This is a genomic window from Paenibacillus sp. EB106-06-01-XG199 (genome assembly GCF_058791575.1).
This window is the reverse complement of sequence record NZ_JBYTDQ010000005.1, coordinates 377991-395011: the sequence shown is the minus strand read 5'-3', so window position 1 is coordinate 395011 and position 17021 is coordinate 377991. Positions and strand designations below refer to the sequence as shown.

Sequence of the window (17021 nt, the reverse complement as noted above, 5' to 3'; positions counted from 1 at the left end):
GGAGTAAATGATTTTTGTATCTGAAGAAGTGGAACTAAAGTATGAACACATTGAGTCATTTTGCAAAAAATACAACATTGAGATTTATGACCATATTAATGAACTTGATGATGTAGAAGATGATATCACCCTTGATAACAATACAATGTTAATGATTTTGCTTCCTGAAGCTGAAGACTATGAAGAGTTAGTTTCACTTGAAAATTTCTATACAATTATTACTGCAGCAATTAATAGCTCTATTATAGATGAATACAAACTAATCAGTCCAAATTTGGTACTGATATCTGTTAGATGTGATAACCCAAAAGTTTATGATCCCAAGCTGTTAGAATACATCATCGATCAGGAATGGAATGGAAAAAACATAAGAATTAAATTTGTTAGGGAACTTAGCAGCTTTGGAATAAAACTAACCATAGATAAACTTTTCACGAGATATGTTCCGCCAGTGTCCTCAGAGGATTTGTTCATTGAAATTACGTCAGAGGAGATAATTGAACCTGAAGTAGTTGATGATATCGTTCAGTCCTTTATTTTTGAATGTACCTCTTCATTAAATTTAAATATCTATTTATATCCAAGACCAACCAATTTTGAGCTTTATTTGGATCATATTGAAGAAGATCCATTTCCCAATCTTGGATTAAGAAATTTACTTCAAGGACGAGGTATAGTTGATGTATTAAAAATCTATAATTCATGTAATCAGATTTATGATGCTGAGTATCTCATTCTAACCTATACCAAAGTGATAGAGTTTGTTTCACAAACTGTTTTAAGAAAAGAGATGTTAGAATCAATCACCAAAAAATTATATAGCAACAAAACACTTAATCCAGATGCAAATTACATATTAGAACTTGAAAGACTATTTTCTGAACACCGCAATAACCAAAAGGATAGTTATGCGATTAAGCTGACGATTGAAACCTGTTGTGATATCTTAGAAATTGTTTCTTTAGCTCCCAAATACCTGACCCAAATTAAAAAGTTAACAAGTTCAAGCAGCAAAGAACACCAAATAAAGTGTTTTGGAGAACTATCATCAGCCGTTTCAGACACACGTAATATGTTAGCTCATGCTAAAACAAACTATAATCGCAAAGGTCTTGAGTGTCCTGAAGACCAACTGAGTGAATTAGCAGCGTGCCTAAAAATTGTAGCTCATCAAACTATTCGTTGGTTCTCACGACAGCATGAAGATAGCAGAATAATATAAAAAAGCAGGGTTTACCCCTGCTTTTCTGTGTTATTTCCTAAAAACCAGTTCACGAATGGCTCCTTTGGAATCTTTATTGACCTTCCGATTTTAACAACGTGAAATTGTCCTGAATTGCATAAATCATAAGCTTGGTTTCTGCCAATTGTTAAAAATCTCTGTATATCCTCTACCTTGAGAACTGGAGGCAGATCATCTATATTCAGTGAACTCATACCATCACCTCAATTTATCATACTGTTGAAATTGGTTGTCTCATGACTTCTTTTTCCCTTCAATATTTTTCAATCCCTTCAGTTCCTTTTCTTCCTTCACGACCTGTATGTTAAGGTTCAATGCGATCTTATAGAACGCCTTCCATTTAAGATGGTAGTATGTCGTCTCGCTTATTGGCTGATCAAATGCGTTGTTATAAACGACATAATCGAAATCACAATCCGTATTAAGGTAACGTTCAGAGATCAATATGCGTTCTCTTCTGGGGAGTTTACTCACCGCCCTTTCGATCCTTTCGCAATAAGCCCGCCGGGCTGCTGGTTCATCCACATTATAGGTAGCTATACTTCCAGTTTGGTCGCTTGTTACTCCCGTATCGCCCCTGGGTGTAGCAGACCACTCAGCTGTTGTTTTCGCTTCTCTCTCCTCGAATAGAGTAGACTTATAAATTCGGTATTTCTCAAGGGCAGCCTCTACTGCAACTCGCGTTCTCTTTCTATCAAACTCCGGGAGTTCAAATGACATCTGCATCACCGTATCACCTCAATCTGTGAAAAGAATTCCCCGACCGAAGCCGGGGAGTGTACATCTTAGAGCGGCAGATCGTCTGAATTATCTCCTGGCATATCCGGACCGTTCTTGTCATCCGGATCTCCGCTGTAATCCTCCAGCTTTGTCTGATTGGGATCTACATCCACAGTCCCGTCAGGATTGAGCTTTCCACGAACACCTTCGCGCGGCTCATTAAACTCCTCAATGCTCATCTGGCTGGGCGAGACACCCAACGTTACATTTCTTCCAGCGAATTTATAGAGGAGCTGTGCCTTGTCGTCCTTATCACCTTTAACGCCGAATTTCATAACCGTCTTTTTGCTGTCGCGCTGCATAGAGACAAATTCGGCTGAGATATCGCCGCACACATCATTGCCGCCGGCTTCCAAGGAAAGTACAACGATGCTACCTGAGAGCTCAAACAGGTCCATTTCGTCGCTTACATCCTCTGTCCCTTTGATCTCAAATTTCAGGATTTCTTTCTTGTCATCCTTCTGCATTGATTTGAACAATACGCTCATTGTAGTTTTCATATATAATTGCTCCTCTCGGTTATGGGTTTATAATCTGTCTTGCTTATAAAAGAGAATGAGTGCTGCCAACAGTGCAAGTTGACCGACGGTTATCCCTGCGACAAAGCTCCCGATGCTCATGGCTGCGCCTCCTGTAGCGTGATATATGACAATAAACTACCTATACTATTCTTCTGACTATTGACTGGTATATATTGAAACTATCAAACAACTGGAGGATGAATTTAATTGGATTATCAATTTTTCTTGAAAAGACATTGCGAGCGATTCCTCTCTGGAAAAATATCCACCGATAAGTTTTGCTCTACCTTAAAGGAAATGTCTAATAAGTTTAATGAACCGGGCTTAGATGACGTTAGTACCTTCGAAATGCTTAACTTCATTGCGCTTGATAAAATCGTTGATACTTACATATCCGACCAGGACGAAGGAAGATTCAGACAAGACCTCGAAGCACATCTTAAAGAAGAAATGTTTTGGAAATGATTACTCCATTGTCATGCTCATATGACCTTACCTCCATGCCGCTGGGGCCGTGTGGCATTGTAAGCCATCTTTTCCCGGATTGCCTGCTCCAAGTCTATGTCGTAACGTCCGCAAGCGTCGAACACACGAATCACGATGTCAGCCAGCTCAGAAGGAATACCGCAGGGCTTATCAGTGTCATGCCCCATCGCCAGAACGGTCTGAAAACCTCCTTCGGGAAGTCTGCGATCATACCAAAAGTTACCTGGGTGATTACCTTTCCGATATTCCTCCAGAGCTTCTGACGCCTCCGAGTGAATTAGAGCAATGATCTCCCCAAAGCTCCGATCTTCGTCCCACCAGCCTTTGCTGACGGCGTTGTCATGGGCTTTCTTGACTAACTCATTGATAGATTTGCTCATACTGGTTATGCCCCCCCGTGGTATAATTTAGTGCAATTTACATTTGAGGTGATCTAATGAATCGAAGGACAAAGATAATTATCTGGATGTTTGTTGGATCGGTGGCTCTATTGATCCTTTACTTTTACGGAATTAACTATATGTTTCACTATGCAGTTAGGGGAGAGGGTGGTTAACCCTCTCCGTTTACAACTCAGATTTAGGAAATGGCCGGTACCTGCATGACTCGCAATAACTCCCGGCCTCATCGTGCCCGGTGTAGATGCCGTCCTCACAATCTACACAGCCGCCGTCTTCATCTTCCATATCCGGGAGATCATCATCTTCTAAATCCGGCAATTCATCGTCTTCAAGAAGCAGCAGATCGTCATCGTCATACTCCTCGTCTTCGACCATGATTCGAGCGTCTGCCCACTCTGCGCCGCATCTGCTGCAAACTATATCTCCATACATGTTGGCCGGCGGCATGGGGTTGTCACAATACTTGCATTCAGGGTGCATCGTTTATTTCTCCTTATAGGGGCTATGCCCTGAAATGATTTACTCACAAAGTCCGTATTGGCTAGAACAGGCTGGAACATCTTCAAACTCAATAGCTTTGACCAGATCATAATTCTTGCCACCATAACTCGTTTTTGACCATTCCACGTTGTCATATATACCTTCCGTATCCCTTCCGTTTGCTGTTGGAAAAAAATAAGCTACCCCTCTTTTTGAAGCCTGTTTAACGATGCGTTCCCACTCAGCTATTCGATCTACCTCTGCCGGAAATCGGCGGGCTATCTCGAAAAGCTCTTGCTTCCCACAGTTAATGCAGGGCATACATCCGACACGGCCCATGCCAAGTTTGTAGAGAGGATTTGGCTCTATACCATGCTTCCGATGTATTTCAAATACATCCTCTATTGTCCAATGTAGCAGTGGGCGGTAAATCTCATATCCCTCTGGTGTGTTCTCTCGCATCGGCATTGCTGCCCGTTTTCGGCTCTCTTGCGCCCTTATACCTTGCCAGGAGATAACTTCGTTACCGGCATCTAGCAATGGCAGGAATACCTGATCAAACATAGGACGTACTTTCAACTCTACGGTGCAGAATCTGAATATTGTACTGGGGAAACGTCCCTTCCAAATACATAGGTCCAAAAATGGATTCCCCGTTGGGTGCAGCATTTCAAGCGCTGCTTGAATTACATCCTCCCCGATGCCGTCATTTCTCCATTTGGTCTGTACTGTTTCCCGCTTGCGTTCTATTTGCTGCCGAAAATCAGCTTTTATTCGACGTATCGGCCCAAGCTTATTTTCCAGATAATTCAGATACTCATATGTCAAGGGGTGTTCGTTCCCGGTGTCGATGAATACAACCATCGGATCAACGCCTTGCTCCAAGCAATGCAACCAAGTTGCTGCACTGTCTTTACCGCCCGATTTGTTGATGACATTCATTGTGGTCATGCCTGTTCCCCCTTGTCCTAAAATAACTGCTGCTGTATAATTGCCGTCCGCCGCTGCGCAATCTCCACATACTGCGGGCCGATTTCAATAATGGTACATTCCCGGTTGTTCTCCAGCGCCACCTTTCTGGTCGTTCCGGATCCGCCAAAGGGGTCAAGTACATGTCCGCCCGGCGGCGCCCCGGCAAGGATGCAGGGTTTAATCAACCACTCTGGAAAGACTGCAAAATGAGCTTCGGAGAACGACGCCGTCGGCCCTGTCCAAACAGACCGCTTATTTCTCATCTTTGGAGGGACAAAAGCTCTATCTTCCTCCCTCAATGCCGCATTTAATGGGTTTCTGATAATTCCTTTTGATCCCCGCACTGAGAAAACAGCTTTCATGGTCCCGTTAGATTTGCCCCCCCCATTCGCCCGTCGGCTTCCCTGCTGCCCCTCGAGATCCTGAGAAAGCCGGGCAATGCTGGAATTGGCCAGTTTCTCCATAACAGAATCTTTGTCGTAGAAGTATCGCTCCGACTTGGTTAAAAGGAAGAAGTATTCGTGCGCCTTTGTTGGCCGGTCCGTTACACTTTCCGGCATTGGGTTGGATTTGCTCCAAACGTTGTCCATTCGGAGATACCAACCGTCTGCCTGGAGAGCAAAGGCTACTCGCCACGGAATACCAATAAGGTCTTTTGGTTTCAGTCCTGTAGGAATAATCTTTTTCATTGTCCTCATCCCACCCAGATTCCGTTCTCCAATTGTCGGGTCACCCATGCCTGATATGCCTGTCTTGGCGTAGCTGTCTCCGTAATTGAGCCAAAGCGTTCCATCCTTCCGCAGCAGCCGCCAGACCTCTCGAAACACCGCCACACTATGAGCGACAAACATTTCAGGCGTAGGTTCCAGCCCCAGGCAGCCGGTCCATGCCGGAACTGTAACTGGCGGAAGCCCTGGCATCGGTGTGTAAGTCACTTCCGGCCAGTCTGTCGGCGGTATACCGTAATCCCTTAAACCCCAGTAGGGCGGGGAGGTTACCGAACAGTAGAAACTCTCAGCGGCCAGTGTCGGCATGATCTTCATGTTGTCGCCCTGTAAGATCAAAAGATTTCCTCCTTTCCGGAATGCAATGTCCATTTTTTTGCAAAAATATATACATTATCGTACTGTTGGTTAAAAGGAGTGATTAGTTTTGCGCATAGCTTTTTGGATTGTATTTGCCTTTGTTGCTGTTTTGGTTGTTGGGATAGTAGGTGGATTGATTGGTCTAAAGAAACGGAAGTGATCTGGTTTCCAGGAAACAAGCGGCTGTCCGTTGGTATAGGCTCCGGCGGTCCTGGTTAAAGGCTAAACTCCATCTGCCCCGCAGCAGGCTTGAACCTCTCCAACACGATCCACATTTTCATCTTGGATACACCTTCTTCATTTTATAATTGACCTTTTCACGCCGCTGAGGTTGTCTGCGCTGGATTTCAGATAGGGCAGCATGCTTATGCATAAGTGGTGCGCCGCTGTCGTTGTAAGCAATCTCATAGAGTTGGACGAGAGTAGCCTTTTTCCAGTTCAATGCTGCCACCCCCTCAAAATAAGAGCCCCTGACCCGTCATTTGGGCGTGACCGCCCGCCGCCGCAGGCTTCCCGGGGCGTTTACGCGGTGTCGGCGTTTTCTTTTGAGCTGCTTTGTACCCTTTTGGGTCAGTAATGGCCCATATCACTTCCTGCTGATATGCGGGATAGCTTTCCCGATCTTGCCCGTGCTTGACCTTGTATGCAGCCTCGGCTATCCTTGCCAGCACATAAGCATCGGCGATATTTTCCGTTCGGGGCTTATCTCCCCAGCGGGCTTCAACCTCAGCCATCACCAGCGCCTTAACCGCCTCACCTTCCAGCCTCACTTTGCTCCCGGGTACACCCTCCCACTCGGAGACGTTTACGAATTTTTTCAACTGATTCGGCGTTGCGATGATGAAGCTGCCGACTTTTCGGTCTATTGCCAATCGCGCTCCCCAGTTGAATCCCGAAGCTACTTTGTTGTTATCGAACTTCGTTTCCATTGCAAACCCTTCTATACACACATCATCTTCGGGTTTTAAATGGCGATATACTTCGTTAAAAATCATATTGATACGTGCCGTTGCTGTGTTCCCTTTACCAACAAATTCGGTCCAGCCAGCCAATTTCCCATCGGTGCCGATAGCAACAAACCCCGTATGGGTGGCCGGGTCAATGCCTACAAATCGCATGCCCTCACTCCTTTCAATCATCCAGCCAAGCTGAGAGATTCACTGCTGGCTCTGCTGGTGAACTCACTGCCTCTGCTGGCAGGTTCACGCTCGCGGCTGGTGTATTTGTGTCTGGTGTAACGGGCGGCGCTGGAACAGGCTCAGATTCGCTCTCTAAAGGAGGTACATCCTCCTGAAACGAAAGACCCAGTATCCTGTATTGCTCGCTAAGCCCAGGGAACTGTTTCACCAGTTGCCCTCGCCGGTACTCCTGCAGGCGCTGTTCCACGAAATCGTAAGCTCGCTGAAGCTTTGATCTCTCTTCAGAATCAAGCAAGGGATCTTCCAGCAGCACTGCCTTTTCTACCATCCAGCTAAGTGATTTCTCATAGCCAACTTCATCTACGATTTTTCCGTTGCTGCTCATGTTCTTTCACCTTCTCACGAAGCTTGTATTTTTCATCTGCTGTAAGATTCGTAAAGCGGCTTATTTGTGGCAAGAAGGCCATATCAAAGGTTCCGGTCCCAATCTTCCGACCCTTCGCGACAATTAATTCAGCGATACCCTTTTTAGGGCTATCCGCATAGTAGTAATCGTCCCGGTATATAAAGGTCACAATGTCAGCATCAGATTCAATATCCCCAGAGTCTCGCAGGTCCGACATTAATGGCCGCTTATCTGGCCGCTTTTCGCAATCTCGGCCTACCGCCGATATGCAGACCACTTTAACTTGAAGCTCCTTTGCCATCCGTTTCAGGAATTTTGTTATATATCCGATCCTCTCCTTGGTGCTATTGAAATTCTTTTCACTTTGGAGGAATTGCAAGAAATCAATATGCACAATTAGCTTCGGAAATTTCTTCTTTAGAACCTTCACTTGCCGCCGGATGTACTCCACCGTTGCGCCGCTTTTGTCATCAATAAACAAGTTTCTGCTGGCAATAATTTCAATGGCTTTGCTGTAGTTAAGCCAATCGTTGTCAGTCATCTGGCCCGAAGCAATCTTTTTCCTATTAATGCCACCAATGCATGAAGCCATTTGTTCAACGATTTCTAAAGCGCCCATTTCAAGCGAAAATAATACATCTGCCCATCCAGAGCGAGTCACAGCATCCATGTCATTTGCGACATATAGCGTTTTTCCCATTGAGGGCCTGGCCGCGATAATCTCCAAGTCTCCTGGTTGATGGCCTCCACCTAATTCCGTGATGTCATCACACGCCGTTTTTGCCCCCGTGATCCCTCCGCTGTTTGCCCGCTTGGCAATTACTCTCTCATGCCCTTCCAGCAGCGTTGCCATGTGGACGGGTCCGCCTGTGTTGTCACCCTGCTGTAGCTCTTCCAGTTGCTCCATTTTGGCTTTAAGCTCCGCTAAGTCCGCCCCGCCATGTATAGCAATCTGGCGGCCAATGTCTGCAATTTCCTGCTGGACCCGATCAGTCCGGACGGCATGCTGATAGAATTTGAAACTATCAGTACTAGGAACTGAACTGCGGAGCGTCATGAGATACGAAACGCCGCCGATCTGGTTAAGCTTTTCTTTCCACTTGGCTGCAATTACCCTAGGCTCGAATGGGTCAGAAACATCTGTAAAATGCTCTTTGGCATATTGCAGTACTTTGAATATGCGCCGGCTGTTCTCGTCTTCGCTGAAATCCTCTGGTGTAAGAAAGCAGTCGTCCATTAACGTATGGTCTTTCAGCAGAGAGCCAAGGACGGCCCGTTCTGCTTCAAGGTTCATCGTGTGCCACCTTCACTTTTTTAAAGACTTTCTGCAATTGCTGCTCAATGTGCTTTGGTATGGGGCCTACCTTCTCTGTCGCGTGGTATTCCTGAAGCTCAAGCAACTGCTGCTCCTGCTCTAAGCGCTGTACCTCGTATACTGTCAACTGCGGCTGTAAATCCTCCCGGAGTACATCGGCAATGCGCGGAGCGAACCGGGATGTGGCTATATGATCTTTAAGGTTTCTCATTGCTTGGTCATACGAAATGTCTTGAAGGAATAAGTGCCAAACCTGAATAACTTCATTACTAATTACAAACTCAGGAAATGCCGTTTTGATTACCGCCAGTAAGCTGGAGGTTTCCTTGTTGTTCATCTGGCACGCCTCCTCCTTGGCTGAACCGCTTTAACAGTTCCATTTCCTCTTGCCGCTTTTGATCCTTATTTTTGTAAGCTGGCTTTGTCTGATCCCGTTTGATCCAGACACGGATTGTTTTGTTGTGATCCTTCTTATGCTGGCTCGGCTTCTTGTTGGTCTGCCACTCGTCCACAGCTTCAATCATGTCGTCCACGGTCTTTTGGCTGAAGTCAGCACAGAGTTTTTCATACTGCTCAGGGGTAAGAAATACCGTGTCTGCATACGCCTTTTTTCCTTCAGGAATTTTCATATATATCTCTTCTTTCTTTAAAGTTTTCTTTCTTTCTTTCTTGGGGGGTGAATTAGCCCCCACTAGAGGGGGAGGATTAGCCCCCAGACAGGGGGAGGATTGACCCCCAGAGGATTCTGATTTTTTAGGGGGAGGATTCTCCCCCTCAAGCCACTGAGAAAAGTACTTATTGAACCCGATCTTTCGGGACCGCTTGCCGTGAGCAACTTGGGTAATCTTCAGTATCTTTCGCTCCAGCAGGCGATTGAGTTCCCTCTTGACTCCCTTCGGATCGCTTTGGATGGCTTCAGCCAGGAACGTGACGGATAACTCATGTGATTTGCGTTTGAACCCGTAGGTGTACCGCCAGACGATGAGTAATATGCTGTGCTGCGTCCCGTTGAATTTCCGCCTCGCCACCTCTTCCAAGATTTCATTCGCAATCTGAGTAAAGCCGTCTTTCATTCCCGGTCCTTCCATTCACTCCACCTGCTTTAAAGGGACAATTTATCGCGCTGCTTGATGCAATTAAGGATCGCTGTCGAGAGCCCTTCTAAGCTGATACCAACATCACCTTTCCGGCCTTCCCACCAATCGCTAATTACTTGGTTTATTTCGCGCCGTAACTCAGGGTCATACTCCTTCTCCGGTGCAGGTTCAGCCGTGTAGCCATTTACTAAGGCCCGAAGAAAATCAGGGAAATTATCAGCAGCATAATTAGTAATTGCTTGCTTGCGTGGGTCAACTTGGATTTCAAAGCTGTCATTCACAATTCCCGGCCAATCGGAACCTTCAATATTGAAACTCCAATCAAGTGCATCCACTACTTTCTGTGGCAGCTCGACCTTCTTGCTGTTAAACTCTGCTTCCAATTCTTCAGCAAGAACAGAATTAGAATGATTTGCCTCATCCAACAACCCGTTCAGTTCCCTGTTCCGGATCTCTAGAAAGTCAATCCTATTCCCAAGGTCTAATTTTCCTCTCTCAAGAATCTCAACCTTTTCTTGCAGGGCTCCGGTTTTTCGGGCATATTCTGAAATTCGTTTACCGGCTTCCGCCATGTCCGTGATTAACTTCTCGTTTTGCTCCAGCACATCTGCCTGTGCAGGCAATTCGCCCAGCTCAATGTAAGAGTTATAAGGAAGGATTTCCCCTGATTGGGGTCCTTCAATAATTTGAGCCTCCTTGCAGGTATTAAGCATTTGTAAGAATCCGTATTCCTTGGAATCGAGATACCGTGCTGCATATGTGCCGGCCGGCACCTTCCCGATCTGCTTCAGAACCTTAATTTCGAATGACATCAAACTGCACCTCTTCTTTCGTATCTATTTTGAGTAGGGAACAGATCAGCGTAAGCCGGTGCCCAGGCGGGCGGGTCGTATTTGCTCAGGTATCCCAGCCGGTTAACGAACGGCAGGACTGACTCTTCTGCGTGCAGAGCCTTCAACAGCTCCCAGCATCCTTCTACATCGTTCAGGGCTCTATGCGCACCCTCCAGCACAATGCCGTACTTGCCGCACATGTCAGTAAGCTTATGCGGATAACTGGTCCGTTCCCGGGATATCGTCATAGTGTCGATAAACGGATTTTCAAAGGTCTTCCCAGCCAGCCGCTGCATGCCCCAGTGAAGAAATTGAAGATCAAAGGCGGCGTTGTGAGCGACCAGTAAACTGCCGCCCATAATGTTGCGCATAATCCGTAGAGCAAGATTCTCGTCCATGGCATCTACCAGCATTTCATCAGTGATACCTGTAATCTCAGTTATCTTCGCTTCCAATTTGCGCCCCGGGTTAACGAGGGTATGGAATCCAGTAACAAGTTGACCGCCGACCACCCGTATTGCCGCCATTTCTATAATGCGTTCCTCTTTCGGGTTAAGGCCCGTTGTCTCAAAGTCAAAGACTGTAATGTCGTTGAGTATCAAGTGATCACCTCCAATTGATAATGTTGTCCTGCAATGAATCCCTTCCGACGAAGCGCCGCCTTGACGGTCGCCTCGGCCAGTGCGGGCATGTTATTGCTGCCGGATAAGTGCGTAAGATAGATTTGCTCTCCGCTGCCTCGGATCAGTTTCGAGAGAGCTGCCGCTGTCTGTTCATTGCTCAGGTGCCCAAGGTCGGAGAGTACCCGATCCTGAACACTCAGCGGGTAATTTGACTCGGCCACCATATCCCGGTCATGGTTAGCCTCGATAATGTAGATGCTTCCCTCCATCATCTCCAGCATGTCATTGTCCACCTTGCCAGTGTCGAAAACTACACAAGCGCGAGGGCCGTCATCCGGCTCTATGGCGTAGCCCACAGGCTCATAGGCATCGTGGTGGGTCTGGAAGGGGTAAACGGTCACTTCACCAAGAGAATTCGGCTCATAATCCCCGTATCTGGTCTCAAGCGTTCGCTGCAGCCGCTCGTCTACGCCGGATATGCCTTTCCATTCGCCATCCGTGGCATATACGGGGATGCCGTACTTGTTTGCCAGCGGTAGCCCCTTGGTGTGGTCACCGTGGGCGTGGGTGATGAAGATAGCTTTGATACTGTCTGGCCGGATAGACACTTCAAGTAGCCGCTTTTCGATCTTTGTTTTTGCTAAACCGGCGTCAATGAGGATGGTCTTGCCGGCTGATGTAAGGGCGATGCAGTTGCCAGCGGAGCCGGAGGCCAGGATATCAACTTTCATTGGGTAGCCCTCTCCAACTCTCGTTTTCTTCCCGGATATCATCCTCGGAGAGCATCATTGCGAAATTTGCTATATTCGCACACCGCCGCCGGTACTCCTCATGTGACGCACAGCGCATTAATTTACGAAAATTCTTTTCAAGCTCATTTCTGATGAATTGTCCAGTGCAGTTCTCCCAGCCGCCTTTGAATTCATTGGCCTGCAATTGCAATTCCATTTGTTCGGAGAACTCCGCTACTGATTGTCTTGGCTTTACCTTGCTCATATTGCCCGCTCCCTCTTGGTTTTCTCCTGCCATTCCTTACTAAAGGTGCAACGCCTGGCGCTCCACTCCTTATGCCGACGCCCCATTACATAGGTCACAAACTTGTCAGTCGCCCGCTCGTAGTAGGCACCATTCAATACTCTTTGCACCGGTGCAGGCGCAATCTTTCGGGCAGAAGGAAGCGCCGGGGGACAAAGATCAGCCCCTCCGAATAAGTCCAACTGCTCTACGCTGTCTCGCTTGGCGATCACCAGCACCCCCTGTCAGCCCCTCATAGAAGCGAGGGCATACCCGCAGGCTGCGGATATACTCCTCACGGCCGGGGTTTATCTCGCTGCCACAGACCTCACAATCCAGGCAGCGAAGATATATTTCAATTACCGGTTCGGCGTTAGACTGGGAGATCATCGGCTTCAGCTTGTGCGGCTTGTTTTTCAGCGATCTGGATATCCATCAATTTCAGGTACCCGGTCAACTCTTGAAGAGATGGCACATCGCCCTTCATTTTGCAGAATTTTGTCATATGTGCCTCCATACCTGCCTTATCGGTAATGCCCAACTGCGTGAATTTCTTCTTCATTTCGGCCCGGGCTTGCTTCAAACGGTCCTCTTCATTCGGAACATCTCCCTGTTTCGGATCTGCGCTCTTCCCGCCGGGGTGAATCACTTCAGGCTCAGGAGAAGATGGCGGTGTGACGTCAGTACGCTTACTTGGGTCATATCCCTCTGTCTGCGGCTGACGATCTGTTTCCTCGTCACCAAATTCAAGGCCGTACTGCTTTTTTAGCCCACGCGTTTCCACATGTTTTCCGAACATATCAGACGTCCATTTATTCCAGTTTTCTTTGTTCTGGCCGCTAAACATATGCTGAATCTCTTCGCGGTCCATAAGCACAGTCACCGGACGGTATCCATCTCTGTAGGAGATTGAGTAAGCTCCGATAATCTCCCCTCGCGGAAATCCAATTTCATGCTCTACAATCTCGATTTCCTTTGTCTCCGGATTCTTTCGGGCTTTAAACTCATCGTTAGCGCAGACCATTTGAGTATCCGGCGGCTGAAACCCTTCCTTCTCGCGGGCTTTCGCAAGATAGGCTTCAGCTGCAAACTGAATGCGCGCCTGATTACCATATTTGATAAAGAAGATTTCATTTTTGAATGGGTCCAGTCCGTATGATGCTGCTTTATGAGCAAAGAGCAGGAATTCAGCGTCATTCGCTGTCGGGCAGATGGATGTACGGATTACTTCCAGCACCTGCGGCTGGAATGCGGATTCGATTTCAGGGGTAAGGGTTGCAAGCTGGTTTTTAGTCATTTATAAGTGCCTCCGATTCGATTTTTAGTTGTTGGTCTTCCACTGCCCGCAGCAGGATCAGCTGTCCGGCAGGCTGCTTGATCTTAAACACGCTCTCCGAATCATCCACGGCCAGAGGGGCTACAATTTGGGACAGCTCGCTGAGTACTCCGGCCAGCTCAATGCCAGCATGTGCCCGCTCAGACCGGGAAAGCTTGCTGTATGGCTTGCCGTCACGCTCGATCTCAAAGTTTGGCTGCTGCTCCCCTGTGCTCTTAATCTCTTTGAATAGGTTTATAGTCAATGTTGAGAACATGCCCTGTATCTTTGCCGCCTGTAACTCCGCCTCTTTCGCCTCATAAGCCTTGATGGAGTCAAGAACAAAGATACTGTCGTTTCGGCTGACAAGGGTGTCGGCTTCCTCGGCACGGGCTTTGTCCAGGTCAGCCTGTAACGGCCCTCGAATGCTCTGCGCTGTGATAGCTCCCGCCGTCACATCCCGCTTCCTCTCCAGCTCATTCCGCTGCTCGATCAGCTCTGAAACGTCAATCAACTCAACGGCGGCCAATTCAGCCTCGATTGCCTTACGCTCAGCTACCGCTTTGCTGTGTTCATCATGCAGCGGCTTCTTACGGTCCTCTTTGTTCTGCTTCACGGCTTCGACTGCCGCCGGATCAAGCGCCCGCTTGCAGGTTGGGCAATCCTCGGCAATCTCCTCACCGTGAACTTTCATATAACGAGCCTTGGCTGCTTCAACATTTTGCTGTGCTGCCCGCAAACTACTTTCCAATACCAGCCGCTTCCGCTTCGGCTCGTCTGCCAGTTCAATCTTTTGCTGCAAAGCCGTAATCTGTTCGAACAATGCAGCGTCTTCAGCCTTGACGGCTTCAATGTCGGCAGGCGCTTCGGTCAGTTTGGAAAGCTGTTGCTCCAACGCTTCAACCTTACCCTCTGCCCGCTTGTGAGCAGCGTCCTTGTCGTTCTTGTTCTTGGTATGGATATCTTTAAGCTGCTGCCGTTTGTGCTTCTTAGTCATCCCTGTGAGCTTCTGAGCCTGCAGGTTAAGTGCAATGTCTTTCTGCTTCTGCCCTACTGTCAGGCGGCTCATTTCGGCGTAAACCTCTTTAGGAGACGGCGGAGCAGAGTACCGCATCATAAGTTCACGCTGCTTCTGCCAGTGAAGCGTGAAGAAATACCAAGGGTTGAACAGTGAGAGAAATAAGTCCCGGTCAAACAGTGATTCAACTATTTCCTCGAATTCTCTGGCCTTGCTGGGAACCTCATTAATGTAGTAGGTCGCCTTACCCTTCTCGATGCCGCGGCCTAGGAGAATCTGTGTCCCGTCCACTTCGAGAAGTGTTTCAGCCTTCACCAGATCGTATTTATAATTGGTTGGTGTCGGATCAAGCTTGCTGCCAAGCGTATCCGTGCCGTACAATACCCATGAGGGAATTTCTACAATGCTAGACTTTCCCTTGCCATTGTCGCCGGTGATCTCTGTTCTCTCGCCAAAGGTAACTACGAGATCCCGGTGAACTTTGAAATTATGTGCTGTTGCTGAATTGAGTTTGATGCGCTGCATGCGGTTTTTTCCTCGCTTTCTGCTTGTTTGGGGTTCAAAACCCCGTTTTTGGCAAAAAAATAATAGCGGTCATAAAATCCGCGTTTTAAAACAGTGATATGTTGCCGTCTTTCTCCACCCAGAACTCATTCCCGTGATCGTCTTGGACAAGGACATCAATTGTGCCGTCTTCTGCCTGCACAGCCCCGGCTATTGTAATTGGCCGAGTAAGTGTGCCGGTCTTGCCGATCAGCTCAGTGACTTCTTTCATCGTGTTGCTCACCTCCTTCCATCAGAATCATTTTCCTTTGCTTCTGGACGACCTCATATCCTTCACATGCGTTGAATCGCTAGGATATCCTGTATTTAGCCGCTGGGCTGGTACATGGCCCTCAAGGTTCTTTTTAGCTGCCTTGGTATCGTATCCGACACCCTTCGGCTTGCCATATCTCCCAAACAGTTCAGTGCGTTCCATATTGTGAGCCGTAGTGCAATGATTGTTAGTGATAAAGTCCGCTGTATGACCGCAATTAGGATAAGGACATTTGACTGTGCTGCGGATAATGGTTGTCATAGACTTAACCCCAGACTGACGATAAGCGCCTGCTCCACCTGTTGCATATCCTCTTTGGTGAGTTGAGTACTACAGTTCCGCAGCCTTGTCTTATCAATGGTCCGCAGCTGCTCCAGCATGATGACTGAGTCCTTTTGCATTTTATAGGCCCTATCCACCCGGACATGTACTGGCAGGTCCCTGCGTTTGGCGTGACTGATTGTTGCTATAATCACTGTTGGGCTGTACAGATTGCCCGTGTCGTTTTGAATAATAAGTACTGGCCGCAGTCCGCCCTGCTCACTACCTTGATTGCCACCCATGTGCGCCCACCAGATTTCTCCACGCTTCGGCTCGATGATCATACACACACCGCCATCTGCTCGGCAGGTGAAGCCCATAAAGTAAGCACTGCATCACGGTGCATACGGCGCTGTTGGATTGCATGCTGCTCGGTTATTGCGTCTCCACGCCATTGTGCGTCTTTTATTACACTGAGCCAGTAAGCCATTTCTTGACGGTGGAATCGAATCGTGTCTTTCTTTTGATTCATGCCAGCTGAGCCTCCAATTCTTCGATTTTTTTGCACAGTTCATGCTGCCATTCCATATCGCCCATTTCATAAGCATGGAGAGAGAGCTCTTTCAGAGAATCAAGTTTTGTAACAAGTTCGTGATTTTTTAGGAGCAACGGCATGATGAACTTCAATTCGAGCATTCCCATCTCAAGCTTGCCGTCTTTATTGACATTCATGGCCGTAATTTGTGCTAGTTGTCGGTGTACTGAGTGAATGGCGATCATTTGGCTTCACCCTCCCCGGAGTCTTCGAAGTTAAAAAAGTCAAACAGATCCGGGTCATTTATCAGCTTCTCTTTACGGGCCCTAGCCTTTTGAATGAGCTTCTCTGATCCATCGCGGTTCTTGACCATGTTCCCAATTTGCTTATCAAGAATCTTTGTGTCGTTGCAGCTATCAATTACCTGATATACCATTCGGCGCGGTTCGTTTTCTGCTGATTCGTCATAGGCTGCAATCAACCGGACTCCGTCACCGTCCTTAAAGCTACTGACCAACTGACGCGCCTTCGCTCGAATCGCATCTCGGCGCATCTTCTCTTCATCCAGGGTTATTCTTTCTTCGAGAAACGCAACGACCTCGTCTATCGTGAATTTCCTGCTCATGAATCCGAGAATAAATTCCGTCCGGTCCTCACGGTCCAGATTGCGCTTATCCATT

At 47.5% G+C, this 17021-nt stretch carries 27 protein-coding genes; 2 read left to right on the top strand and 25 right to left on the bottom strand.

Annotated features, from left to right (window positions below; genetic code table 11):
• Positions 1 to 7: 7 nt before the first annotated feature.
• Complete coding sequence (locus tag AC3WT9_RS20350) at positions 8 to 1222, top strand: hypothetical protein (RefSeq protein ID WP_492407896.1); 1215 nt, start codon at positions 8 to 10, stop codon at positions 1220 to 1222.
• Positions 1223 to 1233: 11 nt separating this feature from the next.
• On the opposite strand, the gene AC3WT9_RS20345 is transcribed toward AC3WT9_RS20350, so the two are convergent.
• From AC3WT9_RS20345 to AC3WT9_RS20335, 3 genes are read right to left on the bottom strand one after another with little or no spacing between them, the layout of a single operon-like run.
• Positions 1234 to 1437, bottom strand: a complete 204-nt coding sequence (locus AC3WT9_RS20345) for a helix-turn-helix domain-containing protein (protein ID WP_492407895.1) — start codon at positions 1435 to 1437, stop codon at positions 1234 to 1236.
• A gap of 40 nt (positions 1438 to 1477) precedes the next feature.
• Positions 1478 to 1969 carry an ArpU family phage packaging/lysis transcriptional regulator gene (locus AC3WT9_RS20340; protein ID WP_492407894.1) on the bottom strand — a complete coding sequence of 164 codons (492 nt, stop codon included), beginning with the start codon at positions 1967 to 1969 and terminating at the stop codon, positions 1478 to 1480.
• Positions 1970 to 2028: 59 nt separating this feature from the next.
• Entirely contained in the window at positions 2029 to 2523 is a 495-nt protein-coding gene (locus AC3WT9_RS20335; RefSeq protein WP_492407893.1) for a hypothetical protein, read from the bottom strand.
• A 228-nt stretch (positions 2524 to 2751) separates the two neighbouring features.
• Here AC3WT9_RS20335 and AC3WT9_RS20330 point away from each other — a divergent pair, with 228 nt between their 5' ends.
• Positions 2752 to 3009, top strand: coding sequence for a hypothetical protein (locus AC3WT9_RS20330; RefSeq protein WP_492407892.1), 258 nt, complete (start codon positions 2752 to 2754; stop codon positions 3007 to 3009).
• 17 nt (positions 3010 to 3026) lie between these two features.
• On the opposite strand, the gene AC3WT9_RS20325 is transcribed toward AC3WT9_RS20330, so the two are convergent.
• The 22 genes from AC3WT9_RS20325 to AC3WT9_RS20220 form a co-directional block, all read right to left on the bottom strand.
• Positions 3027 to 3410 carry a nucleoside triphosphate pyrophosphohydrolase family protein gene (locus tag AC3WT9_RS20325; protein ID WP_492407891.1) on the bottom strand — a complete coding sequence of 128 codons (384 nt, stop codon included), beginning with the start codon at positions 3408 to 3410 and terminating at the stop codon, positions 3027 to 3029.
• A gap of 186 nt (positions 3411 to 3596) precedes the next feature.
• The gene (locus tag AC3WT9_RS20320) at positions 3597 to 3911 is read right to left on the bottom strand and encodes a hypothetical protein (protein WP_492407890.1); all 315 of its coding nucleotides are present in this window, start codon (positions 3909 to 3911) and stop codon (positions 3597 to 3599) included.
• Between the two features lie 39 nt (positions 3912 to 3950).
• Entirely contained in the window at positions 3951 to 4862 is a 912-nt protein-coding gene (locus tag AC3WT9_RS20315) for a phosphoadenosine phosphosulfate reductase domain-containing protein (protein ID WP_492407889.1), read from the bottom strand.
• 17 nt (positions 4863 to 4879) lie between these two features.
• On the bottom strand, positions 4880 to 5947 hold the full coding sequence (locus tag AC3WT9_RS20310; protein WP_492407888.1) for a DNA-methyltransferase: 1068 nt from the start codon (positions 5945 to 5947) through the stop codon (positions 4880 to 4882).
• Positions 5948 to 6245: 298 nt separating this feature from the next.
• Positions 6246 to 6410, bottom strand: a complete 165-nt coding sequence (locus tag AC3WT9_RS20305) for a hypothetical protein (RefSeq protein WP_492407887.1) — start codon at positions 6408 to 6410, stop codon at positions 6246 to 6248.
• A gap of 13 nt (positions 6411 to 6423) precedes the next feature.
• Entirely contained in the window at positions 6424 to 7086 is a 663-nt protein-coding gene (locus AC3WT9_RS20300) for a hypothetical protein (protein ID WP_492407886.1), read from the bottom strand.
• Between the two features lie 13 nt (positions 7087 to 7099).
• Positions 7100 to 7492 carry a hypothetical protein gene (locus tag AC3WT9_RS20295; protein ID WP_492407885.1) on the bottom strand — a complete coding sequence of 131 codons (393 nt, stop codon included), beginning with the start codon at positions 7490 to 7492 and terminating at the stop codon, positions 7100 to 7102.
• Positions 7464 to 8807 (bottom strand): replicative DNA helicase, encoded by a 1344-nt coding sequence (locus AC3WT9_RS20290; RefSeq protein WP_492407884.1) that lies wholly within the window; start codon positions 8805 to 8807, stop codon positions 7464 to 7466. The genes AC3WT9_RS20295 and AC3WT9_RS20290 overlap by 29 nt, the downstream gene beginning before the upstream one ends.
• Entirely contained in the window at positions 8797 to 9165 is a 369-nt protein-coding gene (locus AC3WT9_RS20285; protein WP_492407883.1) for a replicative helicase loader/inhibitor, read from the bottom strand. The genes AC3WT9_RS20290 and AC3WT9_RS20285 overlap by 11 nt, the downstream gene beginning before the upstream one ends.
• Positions 9110 to 9916 carry a replication protein gene (locus AC3WT9_RS20280; RefSeq protein ID WP_492407882.1) on the bottom strand — a complete coding sequence of 269 codons (807 nt, stop codon included), beginning with the start codon at positions 9914 to 9916 and terminating at the stop codon, positions 9110 to 9112. The genes AC3WT9_RS20285 and AC3WT9_RS20280 overlap by 56 nt, the downstream gene beginning before the upstream one ends.
• 14 nt (positions 9917 to 9930) lie before the next feature.
• Positions 9931 to 10737, bottom strand: coding sequence for a hypothetical protein (locus AC3WT9_RS20275; RefSeq protein WP_492407881.1), 807 nt, complete (start codon positions 10735 to 10737; stop codon positions 9931 to 9933).
• Positions 10737 to 11360 carry a 3'-5' exonuclease gene (locus AC3WT9_RS20270; RefSeq protein ID WP_492407880.1) on the bottom strand — a complete coding sequence of 208 codons (624 nt, stop codon included), beginning with the start codon at positions 11358 to 11360 and terminating at the stop codon, positions 10737 to 10739. Before AC3WT9_RS20270 ends, AC3WT9_RS20275 begins: the two co-directional genes overlap by 1 nt.
• A complete protein-coding gene (locus AC3WT9_RS20265; protein WP_492407879.1) occupies positions 11357 to 12112 on the bottom strand; it encodes an MBL fold metallo-hydrolase in 756 nt (251 codons plus the stop codon). The genes AC3WT9_RS20270 and AC3WT9_RS20265 overlap by 4 nt, the downstream gene beginning before the upstream one ends.
• Positions 12102 to 12377 (bottom strand): hypothetical protein, encoded by a 276-nt coding sequence (locus tag AC3WT9_RS20260; protein ID WP_492407878.1) that lies wholly within the window; start codon positions 12375 to 12377, stop codon positions 12102 to 12104. The genes AC3WT9_RS20265 and AC3WT9_RS20260 overlap by 11 nt, the downstream gene beginning before the upstream one ends.
• Positions 12374 to 12628: a hypothetical protein gene (locus AC3WT9_RS20255; RefSeq protein ID WP_492407877.1), complete on the bottom strand. Its 255-nt coding sequence runs from the start codon at positions 12626 to 12628 to the stop codon at positions 12374 to 12376. Before AC3WT9_RS20255 ends, AC3WT9_RS20260 begins: the two co-directional genes overlap by 4 nt.
• A gap of 140 nt (positions 12629 to 12768) precedes the next feature.
• Positions 12769 to 13692, bottom strand: a complete 924-nt coding sequence (locus AC3WT9_RS20250) for a RecT family recombinase (RefSeq protein ID WP_492407876.1) — start codon at positions 13690 to 13692, stop codon at positions 12769 to 12771.
• Positions 13685 to 15253, bottom strand: coding sequence for an ATPase (locus tag AC3WT9_RS20245; protein WP_492407875.1), 1569 nt, complete (start codon positions 15251 to 15253; stop codon positions 13685 to 13687). Before AC3WT9_RS20245 ends, AC3WT9_RS20250 begins: the two co-directional genes overlap by 8 nt.
• Positions 15254 to 15338: 85 nt before the next feature.
• Positions 15339 to 15503: a hypothetical protein gene (locus tag AC3WT9_RS20240; protein ID WP_492407874.1), complete on the bottom strand. Its 165-nt coding sequence runs from the start codon at positions 15501 to 15503 to the stop codon at positions 15339 to 15341.
• A gap of 299 nt (positions 15504 to 15802) precedes the next feature.
• Positions 15803 to 16150: a type II toxin-antitoxin system PemK/MazF family toxin gene (locus AC3WT9_RS20235; RefSeq protein WP_492407873.1), complete on the bottom strand. Its 348-nt coding sequence runs from the start codon at positions 16148 to 16150 to the stop codon at positions 15803 to 15805.
• Positions 16147 to 16338, bottom strand: coding sequence for a hypothetical protein (locus tag AC3WT9_RS20230; protein ID WP_492407872.1), 192 nt, complete (start codon positions 16336 to 16338; stop codon positions 16147 to 16149). The genes AC3WT9_RS20235 and AC3WT9_RS20230 overlap by 4 nt, the downstream gene beginning before the upstream one ends.
• The gene (locus AC3WT9_RS20225; protein ID WP_492407871.1) at positions 16335 to 16586 is read right to left on the bottom strand and encodes a DUF7667 family protein; all 252 of its coding nucleotides are present in this window, start codon (positions 16584 to 16586) and stop codon (positions 16335 to 16337) included. The genes AC3WT9_RS20230 and AC3WT9_RS20225 overlap by 4 nt, the downstream gene beginning before the upstream one ends.
• The gene (locus AC3WT9_RS20220; protein ID WP_492407870.1) at positions 16583 to 17020 is read right to left on the bottom strand and encodes a hypothetical protein; all 438 of its coding nucleotides are present in this window, start codon (positions 17018 to 17020) and stop codon (positions 16583 to 16585) included. Before AC3WT9_RS20220 ends, AC3WT9_RS20225 begins: the two co-directional genes overlap by 4 nt.
• Position 17021 lies beyond the last annotated feature (1 nt).

Bases quoted from the DNA above. Each gene is read 5' to 3' on its own strand.
- AC3WT9_RS20265 (WP_492407879.1), bottom strand. From the start codon at position 12,112: ATGAAAGTTGATATCCTGGCCTCCGGCTCCGCTGGCAACTGCATCGCC.
- AC3WT9_RS20260 (WP_492407878.1), bottom strand. From the start codon at position 12,377: ATGAGCAAGGTAAAGCCAAGACAATCAGTAGCGGAGTTCTCCGAACAA.
- AC3WT9_RS20315 (WP_492407889.1), bottom strand. From the start codon at position 4,862: ATGACCACAATGAATGTCATCAACAAATCGGGCGGTAAAGACAGTGCA.
- AC3WT9_RS20325 (WP_492407891.1), bottom strand. From the start codon at position 3,410: ATGAGCAAATCTATCAATGAGTTAGTCAAGAAAGCCCATGACAACGCC.
- AC3WT9_RS20250 (WP_492407876.1), bottom strand. From the start codon at position 13,692: ATGACTAAAAACCAGCTTGCAACCCTTACCCCTGAAATCGAATCCGCA.
- AC3WT9_RS20220 (WP_492407870.1), bottom strand. From the start codon at position 17,020: ATGGATAAGCGCAATCTGGACCGTGAGGACCGGACGGAATTTATTCTC.
- AC3WT9_RS20280 (WP_492407882.1), bottom strand. From the start codon at position 9,916: ATGGAAGGACCGGGAATGAAAGACGGCTTTACTCAGATTGCGAATGAA.
- AC3WT9_RS20335 (WP_492407893.1), bottom strand. From the start codon at position 2,523: ATGAAAACTACAATGAGCGTATTGTTCAAATCAATGCAGAAGGATGAC.
- AC3WT9_RS20295 (WP_492407885.1), bottom strand. From the start codon at position 7,492: ATGAGCAGCAACGGAAAAATCGTAGATGAAGTTGGCTATGAGAAATCA.
- AC3WT9_RS20240 (WP_492407874.1), bottom strand. From the start codon at position 15,503: ATGAAAGAAGTCACTGAGCTGATCGGCAAGACCGGCACACTTACTCGG.
- AC3WT9_RS20275 (WP_492407881.1), bottom strand. From the start codon at position 10,737: ATGTCATTCGAAATTAAGGTTCTGAAGCAGATCGGGAAGGTGCCGGCC.
- AC3WT9_RS20300 (WP_492407886.1), bottom strand. From the start codon at position 7,086: ATGCGATTTGTAGGCATTGACCCGGCCACCCATACGGGGTTTGTTGCT.
- AC3WT9_RS20235 (WP_492407873.1), bottom strand. From the start codon at position 16,150: ATGATCATCGAGCCGAAGCGTGGAGAAATCTGGTGGGCGCACATGGGT.
- AC3WT9_RS20340 (WP_492407894.1), bottom strand. From the start codon at position 1,969: ATGCAGATGTCATTTGAACTCCCGGAGTTTGATAGAAAGAGAACGCGA.
- AC3WT9_RS20285 (WP_492407883.1), bottom strand. From the start codon at position 9,165: ATGAACAACAAGGAAACCTCCAGCTTACTGGCGGTAATCAAAACGGCA.
- AC3WT9_RS20350 (WP_492407896.1), top strand. From the start codon at position 8: ATGATTTTTGTATCTGAAGAAGTGGAACTAAAGTATGAACACATTGAG.
- AC3WT9_RS20230 (WP_492407872.1), bottom strand. From the start codon at position 16,338: ATGAATCAAAAGAAAGACACGATTCGATTCCACCGTCAAGAAATGGCT.
- AC3WT9_RS20345 (WP_492407895.1), bottom strand. From the start codon at position 1,437: ATGAGTTCACTGAATATAGATGATCTGCCTCCAGTTCTCAAGGTAGAG.
- AC3WT9_RS20290 (WP_492407884.1), bottom strand. From the start codon at position 8,807: ATGAACCTTGAAGCAGAACGGGCCGTCCTTGGCTCTCTGCTGAAAGAC.
- AC3WT9_RS20320 (WP_492407890.1), bottom strand. From the start codon at position 3,911: ATGCACCCTGAATGCAAGTATTGTGACAACCCCATGCCGCCGGCCAAC.
- AC3WT9_RS20225 (WP_492407871.1), bottom strand. From the start codon at position 16,586: ATGATCGCCATTCACTCAGTACACCGACAACTAGCACAAATTACGGCC.
- AC3WT9_RS20245 (WP_492407875.1), bottom strand. From the start codon at position 15,253: ATGCAGCGCATCAAACTCAATTCAGCAACAGCACATAATTTCAAAGTT.